Genomic DNA, 18,310 nt, shown 5'->3' with positions numbered 1-18,310 from the left:
CGCATCGTGGACGACTGGCAGTGGCGCGCCTGGGTCGGCCCGCCGTCCGGCGGCAGGCTCGGCGCGGCGTTCCTCGTCACCGCGACACGGCTGCTGACCTGCGCCCACACCGTCCATGGGCGGGACGAGGTGCGCGTCGGGTTCCCCGGGCTGCTGGAGAACCTGCCCGCCAGGGTCGTGCGGCGCGGCGGCTGGGAGCGGGCGGGAGACCCCGGCGACGTCGCCGTCCTCGAACTGCGCGAGCCGGTCGCGCTGACCCCCGCCACGCTGGCCGCGCCCGACGGCCCGCACGAGGGGAGCCTGCTCGGACGGACGTTCGGGGTGTGCGGGTTCCCGCGCCGTCCCGACCAGAACGAGCGGCACGCGTCGGTGACGACGTTCCCGCACCGCGGGATGCGGCGCGAGTGGTGGGAGCTGAAGACCGGCCAGGGCGACTGGCTGGAGGAGGGCTACAGCGGCTCCGCCGTGTACGACACGGCGACGGGCGAGGTCATCGGCATGGTGACGAACGCCGAGCTGCGGCACGGCGACCGGGCCGACCTCGGCTGGATGCTGCCCATCGCGCACATCCGAACGTACTGGGAGGAACTCGACGACCTGCTGCCGCTGCGGTGGCTGACCCCCGACGCCCGCCGCGAGCTGCGGGACCTTTTGGACGGCGTGCGTTACACCGACCCGCTCGCCGCCGACCTCGAACGGATCACCGGCCGGCGGGCGTTCGGCGGCTTCCGGTCGGCGTGGGGATCGGTGCGCTACGTGGCCGAGGGCTGGGCGGAGGACCGGCTCGTCCGGTACCTCGCGGCGCTCGGGCCGCACCTGCCCGAGTCCGCCCGGCTGCGGCTCACCGCGTGGTCCGCGCGGCACCTGCCCGGCGCCGCGCCCGCCGCCCCGCGCTCGGGACCCGCGTCGGTGATCGTCCGGCTGGAGCGGGTCACGTTCGACAACGCCTTCGACGTGACCGTGCACACCTGGATCGACGGGGCCGAGGGTCCGGGGCGGCCGACCGAGCGCGTCCCGGACCGGCGGGTGCGGCCGGTGGTCGAGGCGGGCGTGGCGGCGCTCGCGCCCGCGCTGTTCGGCCGCGACTGGATGATCGAGTTCGCGGTGCCGGAGGGCTGGCTCGGCAAGCCGTTCGAGCAGTGGTACGTCGACCCGCGCAACAGGATCCCCATGCGCAAGTACCCGGTCGTGGTCCGGGACGTGGAGCGGCTGCGGCCCGACTCGATCCGCCGCGACCAGGCCCACCACCGCTGGCGGCTGCTGATCGAGCGCGGCCGCAGCGAGCCCCGCCCCATCGCGTGCGACGCGCCGCGCCGGGGCAGCGACTTCCAGGACTGGCTGGAGGCCAACATCGACTTCTGCGTGCTGGTGTACGGGTCGCGGCCGGTGAAGAGCTGGCTGACGGCCGCGCTCAACAACGGCGTCCCCGTCATGATGTGGACGCGCACCCCGTGCGACGCGTCCTCGCACGGCGACTGCCGGGGGCACCGCGTCCTCGACGAGCTCACCGCGGCGGTCGGCGACCGGCATCCGGGCGACCTTCCGCGGCTCGCGCTCGCGCTGCGCAAGGCCGCGCTCGTCGCCCCCAAGGACACGCCGCACTGCGGGCGCGACCTGACGCTGCTGTGGGACGATCCGTCCCGGCTTCCCGACCCCCCGCTCGCGATGGAGGTATAGGTGCCCGACTGGCTGCTCTACACCGGGAGCCGACGCACGCACGACGGCATCGACCGGCTGCCTCCTCCGCCGCCGTGGCGCGCGTTCGACGGCGACCCCACCGTTGAGCCCCCCTCCGGCGGATCCGGGAACGAGCACCAGGCGACCACGTACCGTCCGTCCGACGACGCCGTGCAGCAGGTCAACGCCGCCCTCTACCTGCGCCGCCCGCTGCTGGTGACGGGGCCTCCCGGCACCGGCAAGTCGACGCTGGCCTACGCCGTCGCCCACGAACTGGGGCTCGGGCCCGTCCTGCACTGGCCCATCACCAGCCGGACCACCCTCCGCGACGGCCTCTACCAGTACGACCCGCTCACCCGCCTGTACGCGGCCGGACGGCACGACGCGACCGGACGGGACGACGCCGCGCGCGAGGAGGACATCGGCCGCTACATCCGCCTCGGCCCGCTCGGCACGGCGCTGCTGCCCTACCGGCGGCCGCGCGTCCTGCTCGTCGACGAGATCGACAAGAGCGACATCGACCTGCCCAACGACCTGCTCACCATCTTCGAGAAGGGCGAGTACGAGCTGCCCGAGCTGACCCGGCGGGCCGACCCGGTCGCCGAGGTCATGACCGCCGACGGGCCGGGCGCGCGGGTCACCGTCACCGCCGGGACGGTCCGCTGCCGCGCGTTCCCGCTTGTCGTGATGACCAGCAACGGCGAGCGCGAGTTCCCGCCCGCCTTCCTGCGGCGCTGCGTGACCGTGGAGCTGCGGCAGCCGTCGGGCGAGGCCGAGCTGTCCGCGATCGTCCGCGAGCACCTCGGTCCGCTCGCCGACCAGAGCGACGACCTCGTCCGCCGCTTCTTCGAGCGCTCCGCGTCCGGCACCCTCGCCACCGACCAGCTCCTCAACGCCGTCTACCTGTGCCGCCACGCCGGCGCCGAGGACCGCCGGGCCCTGGCCGACCGCATCATGCCCTACCTGACCAGGCCCGTCGATGACGATTGACCGGCTCCGGAACGTCCTGTCAGCGGTCGGGCCGCCGCCGGACGCCCGCGAACTCAGCGAGATGCTGTGGCTCGCCTGCCACATCTCCCCGTCCGAGGAGCCGGCCCCCTCGGCCCCACCGGTTCCGCCGCCCGTGCCCGACGAGCGCGCCGACGACCCCGGCGGCCCCAGGCCGCCCGAGCCCGCGCCCCCGCGCCCCTCCGAACCGCTGACCGAGCTGCGCCCCCGCCCGGGCGCCGACGCGGAGCCGGTGGGCCGCGCGTCCGAGGTGCTCGTCCCGACCGCGCCGATGCTGGCCGACCCGCTCGGCGTCCAGCGTGCGCTGCGCCCGTTGAAGCGGCGCGTCCCGTCCCGGCACCGCGTCGAGCTGGACGAGGACGCCACCGCCGCGCGCATCGCCGACACCCGCCTGTGGACGCCCGTCCTCGTCCCGTCGCCCGAGCGGTGGCTCGGCCTCAGCCTGGTCGTCGACACCGGCCCCACCATGCGGCTGTGGCGCCCCCTCGCCCGCGAGCTGGCCGAGACGCTGCTCCGCCAGGGCGCCTTCCAGGACGTCCACCTCGGCTACCTCGACGGGAACGGCCGCGTCGCCTCCACGCCCGAGGCGCCGCCGCAGGACCCGGGGACGCTCCTGGACGCCTCCGGGCGGCGGGCCGTCCTCGTGCTGAGCGACTGCTCGGGCCCCCACTGGTGGAACGGGCGCGCCGGGCAGGCCGTGCGCCGCTGGGCGCAGGCCGGGCCGACCGCGATCGTCCAGCCGCTCGCCGAACGCCTCTGGCGCCGCACCGCCGCCCCCGCCTCCCCCGGCCTCGCCGTCCTCCCCCGCCCCGGCGCCCCGAACACCGACCTGCGCTTCGCCCCCTACGACGGCGCCGCCGCGCCCGGCGTGCCCGTCCCCGTCCTGGAGATCGCGCCACGCTGGTTCGGCGCGTGGGCCCGGCTGGTCTCCGGGTCCGAGCCGCAGCCCGCCGCCGTCGCGACGCTGCCGGCCCGCCCGTCCGGGGCGGCGCCCGTGCGGCGCGAGCGGGAACTGCCGATCGCCGAGCGCGTCCGCCGCTTCCTCGCCACCGCGTCCCCGGGCGCCGCCGAACTGGCCGCCCACGTCGCGGTCTCCGTCCCGTCGCTGCCGGTGATGCGCCTGATCCAGCACCGGATCCTCGGCGGCTCGGGCCCCGGACAGCTCGCCGAGGTGCTGCTGAGCGGCCTGCTCCGCCCGGCCGGCGGCGTGCGCTACGCGTTCGTCCCCGGCGCCCGCGAGGCCCTCCTCGACACCCTCCCGCGCCCCGAGGCCCTGCACACCCGGCACGTCCTGGAGGCCGTCTCCGCCGAGATCGAGCGCCGCGCCGGGACGTCCGCCGAGACGTTCCGCGCCCTCCTCCCCGCCGACGGCGGCCCGGTCGTCCTCACCGCCGACACCGACCACTTCGCCCTCCTCACCCCCCGGACCCGCTCCCACCTCACCCCCGCTCCCCCGGCCCCGGAGGCGGCTCAGGGCCCGGACCTGCTCGGCCTCTTCGACACCCCGGCCGAGGAGCTTCTCGACCGGTGGGCCGACGCCCCGTGCGAGTCCCCGATCGGAGAGGACGGCGGCGGCCGGGTGACGCTGGACCTTCTCCGGAGCACGCCGGAGCTCCCGCACGGCCTGATCATCGCTCCGCGGGTCGACCGCGCCGAGCTGGTGCGGACGACCGTGTTCAGCCTCGCCCTCACCCATTCCCCGGACATCCTGAACTTCGCCTTCGTCGACGCCCACGGGGGGAGACCCTTCGCCGGCCTGGGCGACCTTCCTCACGTCGCCGCCGCCGTCCACGCCGGGTCGCCCGAATCAGTGCAGATCGCCACGTTGATCGCAGCGCTCGAAGACGAAGGCCGCCGCCGCACCACGGCAATACGGAATGCCGGGTTCTCCGCGTGGGACGAGTACCAGGCGGCCGTCGCCGAGGGCGCCGGCCACTCGCCGATTCCCGGCCTGGTGGTCGTCATCGACGACCCCGGTCCGTTGCTGGATGCGCAGCCTGCCCTGATCGACGCCCTCATGTGGCTGTCCGGAGCGGGAGCCCCGGCGGGGATGAGGTTCATCTTCTGCAGGGACGATGACTCGCACCTGCCAGGGCCCCTCCAGGACTACGTCGGCTGGAACCTGGGGCTCCGCGGCCAGGGGCTCGCCTTCGTCCACGTTTTCGCAGACCGGGCCCACCCGGCGTTCGAGCCCGCGCACATTCACATCGACGACGCCGACCGGCTGACAACGCGGATGCGGCGCCTGGGGCGACGAGCGCGCGAACTGCCCTGGCCGACGGAACTGGAGTCGGAGCCCCTGTCGTCCGACGCGAACGTGTCTTTGCGGGAGGCGTCCGCCGCCACGAGCCCGTCTCCGGTGCCTTCTCCCGGGTTCGACGTGCTGTGGTTGAACGGCGGCGGGCCGAACGGGATGTTGCACGAGACATGGGACCTGCCCGCCGAGATGCCGCGCAGCCCGGTGATCGGTTACCGGCCGGGCGGCCATCTCCTCAACCTCTATCCTCTCGATTCCTCGTCGGGCATTCCGCACGGCCTGATCGTGGGCAGCCCCGAGGCCCGCCAGAAGGTCGTCCGCGCCATCACCCTGGCTCTCGCCGCAGGACGCTCCCCGGCGGACCTGAGATTCGTGTTCGCGGGTATGGGCGCGCATCCGCTCGGCGAGCCCATCGGCCTTCCGCACGTCCTTTACTCCGAGGAAGAGCTGCTGGGCTCGCCGGAACGACTCCGGCGGTTCTTCGAGTTCCTCTCCGGCGAGCTCGAAGCACGGTCCGCGAGCCCACCGCAGGACACGCCGCATGTTTCGGATCTCGGCACCGGCCAATGGACGGTCGACGAGCTGTACGAGCAGTTCCGCCAGGACCCGAATTCGGTCGACCGGGTCTGGTGGAACTTCTTCGAGGACTACCAGCCGGGCGAACAGCCCGCCACCCTGCCTCCCGGGTCCCCGTCCACGCCGCCGCCCCAGACGCGGCCGCGCCTCCTCGTGGTCGCCGATCTCTCGCTCACCTTCCCGATCAGCAGACCCGAGGTGGGCGAGACGCTCCTCTCCCTGGCGCAACGAGGCAGGGCACTCGACGTCCAACTGCTGCTCACCGCGTCCACCGTCGAGAACACCGCCATCTGGGGCCGCTTCCTGCCGCTCCTCGGCTGGCGCATCGCTGCGGACCGCCTGCCGCCCGACCAGCTCCAGCACGTCCTCGGACAGGCGAGCCTCCAGTTCTCTGACGGAGAGGAGACGGCCTACCTCCTCGCGGGAGGCGGCTCCCCCCAGCGCTTCACCGTGGCGCCGGAGCCTCCTCGCGACGCCGTCGACGACTTCATACGGCGAACGCGCGAACTCTCGTCAGCCGTACCGGCGGGCACCGCCTCGCAGGACGCCGACCTGGAGGCCATCAACACCCTGATCGCCGACCTGGACGGGCTGACCGAGATCGACCATTGGACGAACGAGGACGGCCCCGTCGACACCGTGACAGTGCGGACGGCCCTCCGGGACATCCTCCAGGCAGATGCCGAGGCCGTGCGTTCGGGCGATCCCCTCACGCTTCGCCACATGATCTTTCCGGCCGCGTACAGGCAGGAGATGAAGGTGGCGGCGGGGCTGTACGCGGAGACGCTCAGAGAACTCGGAGTCGTGTCCCAGAACCGCCTTCCGTACTCCCATGAGGACATGACGGTCGTGTGGTCCTTCGATTCCGCGACACGATGGCCGGAGCTCTTCCATGCCGTCCAGTCCGGTGTCCTCTTCCTCAATCTCGACGACCCGAGACCGGCTCCGCCGGGCGGCTCGGCCTTTCGGGCGCGCTTCGACCCCCTTCTCTCCGTGCTGCCCGAGGCACCTGAAGGCTTGCTGATCGTCCTCTGCGGAGAGCCTGAGCGGTTCGAGGAGGCGCTCAGGAGCGTTCCCGAACTCGCCGGCCGCTTCAGGTGGATCCGTACCTTCGACGCCGCATCGCCCGAGGACGCCGCCCGACCTCCGCGGAACCGGACGGTGCGGCTCGGGAATGATCCGGAGACGGGCGAGGCCGTGCTTCTGGACTTCGACGTCGATCGGCATCTGCTCATCAGCGGCCCGTCCGGTTCCGGGAAGGCGACCCTGGTGCGCAAGATCGTTGACGGGTTGGCGTCGAGTGGTACCGAGCGGGACCGGCTCGTCTACTTCCTGGACATGCACATGAGCCCGCACGACCTCGCACGCGCAGAGGCGTGGGGGCGGGTGGGCGTGCGGCACACGTCGTCGCCGGAGGAATTCGGCAGGATGCTGACCGAGGCCAGGTGGAGCACCAGCACCCGCCTGTTCAGGCGCAGGGGGCCCTCGATCTTCCTGGTCGTGTCGCACCGTCCGCGCCTGCTGGGAGACGACCCGCTCGCCGCGGCCATTCCCGACCTGCGAACGATGCGCGAGCACGGCGTCCACCTCGTCCTCGCACGGCATCAGATCACGTTCGGCGAGTCGCTCGATCCCGTGGTCACCCTGCTCCGTGACCTCGGCGCACCGGCTCTGCTGACCAGGTATGTGGGCGGGCATGAGGCGAGGCTTTGGGATGTTCCCTCATCGCTCCAGGGACCCCTGGAGCCTGGCGACGCGCTGCTGGTGCATCCCGGGCGGCAGCGGCTCGTGCGGCTCGGCGATCCGGCCGGATGATATTGGATCGAGCTGTCCATAACGTGTTACGGTGACTGCATGGCGCGGCCGAGGAAGTTCGACGAGGGTCTTGCCGTCGAGGCGGCCATGCGGGCCTTCTGGGCGGACGGCTACGAGGCGACGTCGACGCAGGGGTTGTGCGCGGCGACGGGCCTCGGGCGCAGCAGCATCTACAACACGTTCGCCAGCAAGCGCGATCTGTTCGTCAAGGCGCTGACGCACTACATGGAGGTGCGGACCGGGCGGCTCATCGACCACTTGCAGGGCGGTGAGGGCACGGTGCGCGAGCGCCTCCGGGCGGTCATGGACTGGGCCGCCGAACCGGACGAGGACGACCCGTCCGGATGCCTGGTCGTGAACGCCACGGTGGAGCTCGGGCCGCACGACCCCGACATCGCCGAGCGGCTCGAACGGGACCGGCGGCGGCGGTTCGCCACGCTCAGGGCGGCGATCGAGGACGGGATGCGCGACGGCGAGATCGACGCCGCCAAGGACGCGGGCGCGCTGGCGCATTTCATGATCTCCACGATCAGCGGCATCCAGGTGGCCGCGCGCGGCGGCGCCGGCCCCGACACCCTGCGGGCCATCGCGGACACGGCGATGCTCTCCCTCTGATCCGGGCGGCCGGCGCGCCGCCCTTTTTCGCGCCCGAGTTTTGTACTGATCTATCCAATACAGGAGGACCGATGCCACTGGCCGTCTACGCGCTGGGACTGGCGATCTTCGCGCAGGGCACGTCGGAGCTGATGCTGGCGGGGCTGCTGCCCGGCATGGCGCACGACCTCGGCGTGTCCGTGCCCGCCGCCGGGTGGCTGATCTCGGCGTTCGCGATCGGGATGCTGGCCGGGGCGCCGCCGCTCGCCGTCCTGACGCTGCGCTGGCCGCACCGGCGGGCGATGCTGGCGTTCCTCGCGGTGTTCGCGCTGACGCACGTGGTCGGGGCGCTCACGCCCGGATACTGGACGCTGTTCGCGATGCGGATCGTCGGGGCGTTCGTCTACGCGGGGTTCTGGGCGGTGGCGGCGGCGACCGCCGTGAGCCTCGTGCCGCGCGACGCGCGCGGGAAGGCGATGGGCGTCGTCGCGGGCGGCCTCACGGTCGCGGCGATCGTCGGGCTGCCCGCCGGGACGGTGGTCGGGCAGCATCTCGGCTGGCGGGCGGCGTTCTGGGCGGTCGCGGCCATGTCGGCCGCCGCGATGGCGCTGGTGGCCGCGACGATCCCCGCCGCGCGCGCGGACGCCGCGCCGCCCCGGGTGCGGGACGAGGTGCGCGCGATGGCCGTCCCCGGCCTGTGGCTGCTGTACGGGACGACGGCGCTGGCCACGAGCGGGCTCCTCGCCGTGTTCGGCTACCTGGGCGCCTTCCTGACGGAGACGACGGGCATCGCGGAGGCGTGGGTCCCCGGCGTGCTGGCGCTGTACGGCGTCGGCGCCCTCCTCGGGATCACGCTCGGCGGGCGGACGGCCGACCGGTGGGGCGTCCCGACGCTGTACGCGGGCTTCGCGGGGCTCACGGTCGTGTCCGCGCTGCTCGCCCTGGCGGCGAGGTCGCCCCTGCCCGTGGTGGTCCTCGTGTTCTTCCTCGGGTTCGTCGGATTCGGGACGAACCCGGCCCTCAACTCGCGGGCGTTCGGCCTGGTGGACGGCGCGTCGACGCTCGTCGCCGCCGGGAACGTCGTCGCGTTCAACATCGGCATCACGGTGGGGCCGTGGCTCGGCGGGCTCGCGATCGACGCGGGGAAGGGCTACCCGTCCACGGCCTGGATCGGAGCGGCGCTGGGCGTCGCGGCGATCGGCGCCGTGGCGATCGGATCCCTGGTGCGCGGCGGTCCCCGGCGGCGCTCCGCGGGAGAGGCCGAGCCGGCCAGGTCGGCGATCAGCGCGTGAGGCGGCCGGAGGTCACCGGCAGGAGGCCGCGCGGAACGCCCACAGGGCGCGCCGGCCCGGGTGCTCCGCGAGCGTGAAGACGCGGTGGCGGCCCCGGTGGCAGGACAGGTCCTCCGGTCCGTAGGAGACGGTGCGGCGGCTCACCGGCGCCCAGCCGCGGCCGGTGTAGCGGGTCGAGAAGAGCCGGCCGCGCTCGCCGCTGCGGCTCTGGGTGAACCACCACTGCCCGCGCGTCCTGACCGCGCCCTGGACCCGGTCCACCGGGAGCGGCGCGCCGCCGTCGGCGCTCGCGGTCCCGCGCCCTACCAAGGACGCCAGCGGCCAGGAGACCACCCGTCCCCGCGGCTGGTCCGGGCGGCAGTACTCGCCCGCGATGAGGACGTGCGGCCACGTGGTGCGGTCGATCGCCGTCCACGACATGCGCAGCGGGCCGCGGCCCCTGCACTCGCCGCCGGTCCGGCCGCGGGCGAAGTGCCGGCTGCTCGTCTGCGCCATCACGTACCGGAAACCGTGGGCGTAGTACGTGCCGCCGTGCAGCCCGATCCGGTCGGGGCGGCGGGTCGAGCCCGCCCCGCTCGCGGCCAGGTCGAAGATCTGCCGCATGTCGAACTCGCGCAGCCCGTGCCGGGTGTCGGCGACGTAGAGCTTGTCGCCGTACCAGGCGATGCCGCCCGCGTGGACGCCGACGTCGGTGTAGGTGGGCCGCCCGCCCCGCATCACCGGCGCGACGAGCAGGACGTGCCGGTAGACGCGCCGGTCGGGGTCGACGAACGTGATCCTGACCCGGCCGCCGTTGTGCCAGGACACGAGGATCGGCCGGACGCCGCCCGCCCATCGCTCGCCCGCCGCGGCGTCCGAGACGGACGTGACGCCCTGCGGGACCCAGTCCTGCGTGGTGCTGTCCGCCTGGTCGAAGCAGTAGACGAGCGAGCCTCCGGGAACCCCGGCCGCCCGTCCGCAGCCGCCGCCGAGCCTGGCGTGGCCGGGCGAGCGGAGCAGCGCGGCGACGCCGGTCCTACGGAGCACGCCGCCCAGCGCCCTGACCGAAGCGCTCCGGTCCGTGCCGCGCCGCAGGTCGAAGTCGCGGGCGTCGAGTGGCGCCGCGACGGTGCCCGCCGCCCGCGCCGCGCTCGCCGCCCGCGCGGGCACCGGCGCCGGGGCGGGCGCCGCGAGGGCGGCGCCCGGACCGGCGACCGCCAGGACGCCCGCCGCGACGGCCGCGGTTCCCGGCCGGGAGACTGCTGTCACCGTGCGTCTCTTGATCATCACAGTGCGCGACATACCCAGCCGGACGCTCCGGACGACCCCGACATGACCTAGGGAAAGACAACTTAAGTTTCGCGGCCCATTACTTCGGCGGCGTCAACCCTCGCCTCCCCGACGTCGCGGACGGGACGGCCCCGAGGGGAGGCCGTCCCGTCCGGTAAGGGTCAGCGCAGGGCGCACGTCCCCGAGTCGGACTTCGACGGGGCGCTCTCCGAGGTCCCCGTCAGGCTGAGCCGCGCGTGGCGGGAGGCGCCCGGCCCGGCCTTCGCCCAGACCTCGACCTTGGCGCGGCCGCCCGCCGGGGCGGTGGCCAGCTCGTTCGGCAGCCACGTGGTCCAGCCGGCGCCGGACACGGACGCCTTGAGGCGGAAAACGTCGGAGGCGTGCGGGCCGTCACCGCCCCGGCCCGTGTTGGTGAGCGTCATCGTGCACTTCGTCCATCCCGCGCCGGTCGGCCGGGCGGGGCCGGAGTCGACTCGCACACCGCGCCGCTGCGGCCCGGCGCCGTCCAGCGAGCTGACCGCGACCGTGTAGGACAGCACGCCCCTGCGGTCCCGCCTGAGGTTCAGGACGTAGAAGTGCAGCCGGTTCGCCTGGTCGACGTACTCGTACTCGCTGCCGGAGTTCGTCCCCGCGTGGTAGAGCGCGTCGGAGAGCTGCCGGTAGTCGCCGATCGTCATCTTCTTCGGGGTGCCGTCGGGCAGGACGAAGTCGACCTTGTCGATGTCCTGCGGGTTGGCGTCCTCGACCCAGATGAACGGGGCGCGGTCCTGGTCCTTGGTCTTGGCCAGCAGGACGCCGGAGTCGGGCGTGAAGGAGTCCGTGCCCATCCGGTCGACGACTTCGAGGGTGTAGTTGTCGTAGCCGCCGCCGTCGCACAGCGGGTCGGCGCCGGTGTCGCACTTCGGGCTCTTGTCGCCGCCCTCGCCGAGCTTGACGTTGATGCCGGTCAGGCCGCTCTTGCCCGGCTCGACCGACCGGGCCGTCACGTTGGCGACGACCATGCCCGACGCGGCGAGCCCGTCACGGCTGAGCTGGAGCACGTCGCCCGCGTCCACCATGCCGAGCTTCAGCTTGTTGCGCAGCATGTGCTGGGCGCCCATGGACCCGCCGCCCGTCGCCGGGATCGTCCACCGGCTGTGCGGGCCGCCGGGCCCGTTGAACGTGCCGCGGCTGAGCATGTCCCACGGGCCGCTGTAGGCGCGGCGCGGCGGGTCGCCGTAGGGGTTGTTGTAGTTGTCGCCGATGCCGAGGATGTGGCTGAACTCGTGGGCGTACACGGACATGCCGGAGCTCTCGGCCTGCGTCGAGGAGACGCCCGGGATGGCGTTCGGCCAGATCGTCGAGCCGGCCTGCCAGGACGTCCAGGGGACGTACCGGGTCTTCACCCAGTTCGTCAGGGCCGGGTCGCCCGGCCCCCACTCGTTCGGCACCTGCTCCTTCGTGCCGAACTTCATCTCGCCGAACTCCTGCCAGGTGGACGACTCGTCCTGCCCGGCGCTCAGGAAGAAGACGAAGTCGAACTTGTTCGCCGCCTCCTCGCCGATGTCGGCGACCCACGCGGCCCGCGCGTCCTTGCGCAGGTCACGGCCGCAGGTGTCGCCGGTCGGGCATCCCGTCCCGCCCTGCATGCCGTCCACGCCGTACTCGTGGTCCTTGGCGGGCATCTGGTAGGCGCCGAACCCGGTCAGGTCGACCCCGAACCGGCCGCCGGAGTCCTCCATCCAGTACTCGTGGAGGGTGTGGCCGTGGTTCAGGTCCTGCGGCTTGTTGAGGAAGTCCTGGTAGAACTTCGCCACCTGCGCGCGCGGGACGTCGCCGGCCTTGACCGGGTTGCCGAAGACCGACGAGTTCACCGGCTGCGTGACCTCGAACGGCTGGTTCGGGTAGTCGGCGAGGACGATCGCGACGTTGAAGTTCTTCACCGACCCCTTGCGGGCCGGGTCCGCCCACGAGGCGCCCGGGATCGCGGTGTAGTCGTCCCAGGTCATCGTGTCGGGAAGCTCGTAGTTCTGGGGGTCGATCGGGCGCGGGGCGCCCGCCGCGAACGCGCGGGCGGACGGCTGCGCCCGCTGCCACGGCTGCGTCTGCGGCCAGTGCCGCATCTGCCACGGGTTGGCGGTCGGTTTCGGCACCCGGGGCCCCGGCTGCGCGGCGGCCGGGACGGCCGCGAGTCCCACGACCAGCCCCATCACCGCCGCGGGCACCAGCAGAATCTTCTTGGCGCGCATGTCTCCCCTACCTCGGCTGGGTTGCGGGGAGACGGTAAGGACGCGCGGTTCCGCCCGGCTACGGCCGACATATACGATCTTGCGCCGACCACCCTGGCATTTCGCGCCATGCGCCCAGGTCAGAGCGGGAGTTCGCGCTCCGCGACGACGATGCCGTCCTCGTCGCTGTAGAGCCAGTCGCCCGGCCGGAACTCCACGCCGCCGAACGCCACGGGGACGCCGGTCTCGCCCGCGCCGTCCTTGGCGCTCTTGCGCGGGTTGGAGCCGAGCGCCTTCACGCCGAGGTCCAGCCCGCGCAGCGCCGCCACGTCCCGGACCGCACCGTTGATCACGACCCCGGCCCAGCCGCCCGCCACCGCCGAGGCGGCGATCATGTCGCCCATCAGCGCGGACGCCAGCGACCCGGCGCCGTCCACGACCAGCACCCGGCCCTCCCCCGGGGTGCCCAGCAGCCGCTTCACCAGGCCGTTGTCGCGGTGGCAGCGCACGGTGGCGACCGGCCCGGCGAACGCCGTCCGCGCGCCGTACTGCCGGAACTGCGTCTCGCAGCTGCGCAGCTCGTCCCCGAAGTCGTCGATGAGGTCAGCGGTCGCGAAGTCCATGGCGGCAGCCTACTGGTCGGTAATACCTCAGCTGGAGGGCGCGTCGGTCGGGCGGCCGATGAGCCGCGACAGCACGATCGCCGTCTTGGTCGCGGTGATGTTGTCCTCGCGGCGCAGCCGTTCGAGGGCCTGCTCCAGATGCTGGATGTCGCGCGCCCGCACGTGCACGAGCGCGCTGGCGTCCCCGCTGATCGTGTACGCCGCGACGACCTCGGGGTGGCCGCGGACGCTGGAGTAGATCTCCTCGGGGGACGTCGCCCCGGTGCAGAAGATCTCGATGAACGCCTCGGTCGTCCAGCCGAGCGCGGCCGGGTCGACCACGGCCGCGAAGCCGTTGATCACGCCGTCCGCGCGGAGCCGGTCCACGCGCCGCTTCACCGCGGGGGCCGACAGGCCCACCTTGTCGCCGATCTGCGCGTACGAGGCGCGCCCGTCCTCCAGCAACCGCGCAACGATCCGCCGGTCGAGCTCGTCAAGACGCAACAAATAACACCCCCCGAGTCGGCTTTCGTCATTGGTCGGCAGTCAATTCCGAACATACGCTGGGTACGGACCGGCGGCCACCTGATCCGCCGGACCCCCTCCCCCTCGGCACCGGGTCCCGCGCCCGGTGTCCCCGCCATGCCCCGGCACGACCGGCCGGGCCGAGCCGCGAAGGAGCGTCGTGACGCCGACCGACCAGCTGCGAGCGATGTCCGAGGACCACAGCGCGCACAACTACCACCCCCTCCCCATCGTGGTCTCCGAGGCCGACGGCGTCTGGCTGACCGACGCGGAGGGCCGCCGCTACCTGGACATGCTGGCCGCCTACTCCGCGGTCAACTTCGGGCACCGCAACCCGCGGCTGACCGAGGCCGCGCGGCGGCAGCTCGACCGCGTCACGCTGGTGAGCCGCGCCTTCGACCACGACCAGTTCGGCCCGTTCGTCACCGAGCTCGCCGAGCTGTGCGGCAAGGACATGGTGCTGCCGATGAACAGCGGCGCCGAGGCCGTCGAGACCGCCCTGAAGACCGCCCGCAAGTGGGGCTACGAGGTCAAGGGCGTGCCCGCCGGCGAGGCGAACATCATCGCGTTCGAGGGCAACTTCCACGGCCGCACGACCACCATCATCAGCTTCTCCACCGACCCCGACGCCCACGACTCCTACGGCCCCTACACGCCGGGCTTCCGGACCGTCCCGTACGGGGACGTCGAGGCGCTCCGGGCCGCGATGGACGACAACACGGTCGGCGTGCTGGTCGAGCCGATCCAGGGCGAGGCGGGCGTGAACGTCCCGCCGAGCGGGTTCCTGCGCGCCGTGCGCGAGCTGTGCACGGCGGGCCGCGCGCTGATGATCGCCGACGAGATCCAGTCGGGTCTCGGCCGCACCGGCGCCACGTTCGCGGTCGAGCACGAGGGCGTCGTGCCCGACGTCTACATCCTCGGCAAGGCCCTCGGCGGCGGCATCATGCCGGTGTCCGCGGTCGTCGCCGACCGGGACGTCCTCGGCGTGTTCAAGCCGGGCCAGCACGGCTCGACGTTCGGCGGCAACCCGCTGGCCTGCGCCATCGGGCGCGAGGTCATCGCGATCCTGAAGACCGGCGAGTACCAGGAGCGCTCCCGGACGCTCGGCGCGCACCTGCACGACCGGCTCGGGCGGCTGCCCGGCGACCTCGTCCGCGAGGTGCGCGGGCGCGGCCTGTGGGCGGGCGTGGAGCTGCACGGCAGGGCCCGTCCGGTCAGCGAGCGGCTGATGGACCTCGGCGTGCTCGCCAAGGAGACCCACGAGACCACGCTGCGCCTCGCCCCGCCGCTGGTCATCGAGCGCGACGAGCTCGACTGGGCGCTCGACCAGCTGGAGATCGCCCTCAAGGGCTGACGCTCCGGCCCGGGCGAAGGACCTGGAACGCCGCCGGTCAACGGCGCCCGGCGGCGTTCCATTCCACCCGTTCCCGGCCCCCCGTTTCCGTCATCGCAAACCCCGGTCTCCGCCAAGGGTCGGCCAGCGCCCGCCCGGCGCGGCCGCCTCCCCCGCGCCCCGCCGCGAGGGTGAGGGGATGCTGCGGAACAGGAGTCGGCGCCGGGTGATCATCGGGTGCGCGGGGCTGGCGACGGGCCTCGTGCTGCTGCTCGCGGGCGGCCTGTACCTCCTGCAACGCTTCTACGACGGCGAGGTCAGGCGGGTCTCGGGCGCGCTGCCGACCGCCGGCGGGCGCCCGGCCTCCAGCGGGCGCGGCGAGAACTGGCTGCTGATCGGGTCCGACCGGCGCGCCGACATGCCCTCGATGGGCGCCCGCGCCGACACGATCATGCTCGTGCACCTGTCCGGGCACGGCGACCGAGTGTCGGTGATCGCCCTCCCCCGGGACGCCTGGGTCCCCGTCCCCGGGCACGGCTTCACCAAGATCAACGCGGCGTTCGCCTACGGCGGGCCGTCGCTGCTGATCCGGACGGTGGAGCAGCTCACCCGCGTCCGCGTCGACCACTACGCCGCGCTCGACTTCGGCGGGTTCGTGAAGATGACCGACGCCCTCGGCGGCGTGGACGTCACCGTCACCAAGACGACCCACGACCCCATGCACGACCGGACCTGGCAGGCCGGACGGCATCATCTGGACGGCGTCGAGGCGCTCGACTTCGTCCGGCAGCGCTGGAACCTGCCGGGCGGCGACCTCGACCGGATCAAGCGCCAGCAGGCGTTCCTGCACGCGCTCGCCGCCAAGGCGCTGGACACCCGCAACCCCATCAAGATCGACCGGTTCGTGCGGGCCGCGACCCGCTCGGCGACCGTGGACGACTCGGTCACCTCCGGCACGATGCGCGGTCTGGCGCACCGGCTGCTGCGGACCTCGCTGATGGAGTACCTGACGGCCCCGGTCGACCGGCCGGCCGAGCGCGACGGGCAGAGTGTCGTACTGCTGGAGGACGATGGCGTCGGAGAGCTGTTCACCGCCGTCCGGGAGGACCGGGTCGGCGACTACGTCGCCCGCAACGGCGCCGCCAACACCGTGGACTCCGTGCGCTGACCTGCCCGAATATGCCCGTTTTTCTGGGAAGATGACGGGAGCGGTCCGAGTGGATTAGTCTATGTGGACTAATCGAGTTCGACCATAAGGGCCGCAGCCATGTCCAGACCCCTCACGCCGCTGGCGCTGACCGTGCTGCGCATGCTGTGCGACGGACCCATGCACCCGTACGAGATGCAGCAGCGCATCCGCGACCACGCCTACGACCAGGCCGTCAAGATCACGCACGGGTCGCTCTACCACTCGGTGGAGCGGCTCGCCGCGGGCGGGCTGATCGAGCCGCTGGAGACGAGCCGGGAGGGCCGCCGGCCCGAACGCACCGTCTACGCGGTGACCAGCGCCGGACGCGACGCGGCGCAGTTCCGGCTCGCCGAACTGCTCGTCCGCCCCGCCGAGGAGTTCCCGCTGTTCGGCACCGCGCTGGCGTTCATCAACCTGCTGCCGGAAGGCGAGGTCGCCCGGCTCCTGCGCAACCGGAGCGTCTCCCTGGAGGCGGCGCTCGCGGCGCACCAGACCGCGCACGACTCGCTCCGCAAGCAGGGCATCGAGCGCTACAAGCTGATCGACCAGGAATGGCTGATCGCGCGCCTGCGGTCGGAGCTGGACTTCGTGCGGGGGCTCGTCGCGGACCTGGAGTCCGGCCGGCTCACCTTCGACGACACCGAGCCGCGGGCGATCTGCCACCCGCGGCCCCGACCACGACGGAACGACGACGAGATGGGGGCCTGATGAAGAGATGGAGCGGCAATCCCTGGGCGATCCTGCTGACGCTCTCCCTCGGATTCTTCATGACACTGCTCGACCTGACGATCGTGAACATCGCGATCCCGAGCATGATCGACAAGCTTGACGCCTCGCTGGACGAGGTGCTGTGGGTCGGCAACGCCTACATCCTGGTGCTGGCGGTGCTGCTCATCACCGCCGGCCGCCTCGGCGACCTGTGGGGCAAGAAGAACCTGTTCATCGCCGGTGTCGCGGTGTTCACGCTGTCCAGCCTGGTGTGCGGGATCTCCCAGGACCCGGCGCAGCTCATCGCGGCCCGCGCCGTGCAGGGCCTCGGCGCCGCGCTCCTGATGCCGCAGACCATGTCCATCATCATCAGCGTGTTCCCCCCGGAGCGGCGCGGCGCCGCGCTCGGCGTCTGGGGCGCGGTGGCGGGCGTGTCCACCATCGCCGGGCCCACGGTCGGCGGGCTGCTGGTCACCAGCCTCGACTGGCGGTGGATCTTCTTCGTGAACCTGCCGATCGGCATCCTCGTGCTGGCCATGGCCGTGCCGATCCTGCCCGGCCACACCCGCACCGTCCGGCACCGGTTCGACGTCGCGGGCGTGCTGCTGGCGTCCGCCGCGCTGTTCTGCCTCACGTTCGCGCTGACCGAGGGCCAGAAGTACGAGTGGAACGAGGGCATCTGGGGCCTGATCGCCGCCGGGCTCGCGCTGTTCGTGATCTTCGTGGTCTACCAGCGGGGACGCCAGGACCGCGAGCCGCTCGTGCCGTTCTCGCTGTTCAAGGACCGCAACTTCACGATCCTCAACCTCGTCGGCGCGGCCGTCTCGGTCGGCATGATCGGGCTTTTCCTGCCGATGACGATCTACCTGCAGTCGGTGCTCGGCTTCAGCGCCCTCAAGGCGGGCCTCGTCATGGCGCCGTCGTCGGTGGTGTCGATGCTCCTCGCCCCGGTCGCGGGCCGGATGTCCGACCGCATCGGCGGCAAGTTCATCCTGATGGCCGGCCTGACCCTGTACGCCGTCGGCATGGCGTGGATGGTGATCATCGCGCAGGTCGGGACGGACTGGACCGCGTTCATCGCCCCGCTCGTGGTGTCCGGGTTCGGCATCGGCGGCGTGTTCGCGCCGATGGCCACCGAGGCGACCCGGAACGTCCCGCCGCGCCTCGCGGGCGCCGCGTCCGGCGTCAACAACACGATCCGGCAGGTCGGTTCGGTGCTCGGCAGCGCGGCGGTCGGCGCCGTCCTGCAGAACCAGCT

13 protein-coding genes are annotated in these 18,310 nt (G+C 72.9%); 9 read left to right on the top strand and 4 right to left on the bottom strand.

Going from position 1 to position 18,310, the window contains the following annotated elements:
* Positions 1-6: 6 nt before the first annotated feature.
* The 5 genes from AB0C69_RS08950 to AB0C69_RS08930 all read left to right on the top strand — a co-directional run bounded on the left by AB0C69_RS08950 (position 7) and on the right by AB0C69_RS08930 (position 9,219).
* Positions 7-1,677, top strand: a complete 1,671-nt coding sequence (locus AB0C69_RS08950; protein WP_360351615.1) for a trypsin-like peptidase domain-containing protein — start codon at positions 7-9, stop codon at positions 1,675-1,677.
* Entirely contained in the window at positions 1,678-2,667 is a 990-nt protein-coding gene (locus AB0C69_RS08945) for a MoxR family ATPase (protein ID WP_360351612.1), read from the top strand.
* Positions 2,657-7,333 carry an SAV_2336 N-terminal domain-related protein gene (locus AB0C69_RS08940; protein ID WP_360351609.1) on the top strand — a complete coding sequence of 1,559 codons (4,677 nt, stop codon included), beginning with the start codon at positions 2,657-2,659 and terminating at the stop codon, positions 7,331-7,333. The genes AB0C69_RS08945 and AB0C69_RS08940 overlap by 11 nt, the downstream gene beginning before the upstream one ends.
* A gap of 39 nt (positions 7,334-7,372) precedes the next feature.
* Complete coding sequence (locus AB0C69_RS08935) at positions 7,373-7,948, top strand: TetR/AcrR family transcriptional regulator (protein WP_345179814.1); 576 nt, start codon at positions 7,373-7,375, stop codon at positions 7,946-7,948.
* Between the two features lie 71 nt (positions 7,949-8,019).
* The gene (locus AB0C69_RS08930; RefSeq protein ID WP_345179811.1) at positions 8,020-9,219 is read left to right on the top strand and encodes a Cmx/CmrA family chloramphenicol efflux MFS transporter; all 1,200 of its coding nucleotides are present in this window, start codon (positions 8,020-8,022) and stop codon (positions 9,217-9,219) included.
* Between the two features lie 12 nt (positions 9,220-9,231).
* Here the strand turns inward: AB0C69_RS08930 and AB0C69_RS08925 are convergent, their stop codons facing one another.
* The 4 genes from AB0C69_RS08925 to AB0C69_RS08910 form a co-directional block, all read right to left on the bottom strand.
* On the bottom strand, positions 9,232-10,467 hold the full coding sequence (locus AB0C69_RS08925; RefSeq protein ID WP_360351604.1) for a hypothetical protein: 1,236 nt from the start codon (positions 10,465-10,467) through the stop codon (positions 9,232-9,234).
* Positions 10,468-10,649: 182 nt separating this feature from the next.
* Entirely contained in the window at positions 10,650-12,716 is a 2,067-nt protein-coding gene (locus AB0C69_RS08920) for a M6 family metalloprotease domain-containing protein (RefSeq protein WP_360351601.1), read from the bottom strand.
* 119 nt (positions 12,717-12,835) lie between these two features.
* Positions 12,836-13,318, bottom strand: coding sequence for a ribonuclease E activity regulator RraA (gene rraA / locus AB0C69_RS08915; RefSeq protein ID WP_345177218.1), 483 nt, complete (start codon positions 13,316-13,318; stop codon positions 12,836-12,838).
* A gap of 27 nt (positions 13,319-13,345) precedes the next feature.
* Complete coding sequence (locus AB0C69_RS08910) at positions 13,346-13,801, bottom strand: Lrp/AsnC family transcriptional regulator (RefSeq protein ID WP_360351596.1); 456 nt, start codon at positions 13,799-13,801, stop codon at positions 13,346-13,348.
* A gap of 208 nt (positions 13,802-14,009) precedes the next feature.
* Here AB0C69_RS08910 and rocD point away from each other — a divergent pair, with 208 nt between their 5' ends.
* From rocD to AB0C69_RS08890, 4 genes are all read left to right on the top strand, one after another.
* A complete protein-coding gene (rocD, locus tag AB0C69_RS08905) occupies positions 14,010-15,176 on the top strand; it encodes an ornithine--oxo-acid transaminase (protein ID WP_345177235.1) in 1,167 nt (388 codons plus the stop codon).
* Between the two features lie 178 nt (positions 15,177-15,354).
* Positions 15,355-16,323, top strand: a complete 969-nt coding sequence (locus AB0C69_RS08900; RefSeq protein WP_345177213.1) for an LCP family protein — start codon at positions 15,355-15,357, stop codon at positions 16,321-16,323.
* A 99-nt stretch (positions 16,324-16,422) separates the two neighbouring features.
* Complete coding sequence (locus tag AB0C69_RS08895) at positions 16,423-17,052, top strand: PadR family transcriptional regulator (protein ID WP_345177211.1); 630 nt, start codon at positions 16,423-16,425, stop codon at positions 17,050-17,052.
* Positions 17,052-18,310, top strand: a 1,259-nt coding sequence (locus AB0C69_RS08890; protein WP_360351592.1) for a DHA2 family efflux MFS transporter permease subunit, incomplete at its 3' end; no start/stop codon positions are given. The genes AB0C69_RS08895 and AB0C69_RS08890, both read left to right, overlap by 1 nt.

Origin of the sequence: Actinomadura sp. NPDC048032, assembly GCF_040653175.1 — a bacterium.
GTDB lineage: Bacteria > Actinomycetota > Actinomycetes > Streptosporangiales > Streptosporangiaceae > Spirillospora > Spirillospora verrucosospora.
Note: the sequence above shows the minus strand (reverse complement) of the source record. Positions and strands in the feature narration are given on the sequence as shown.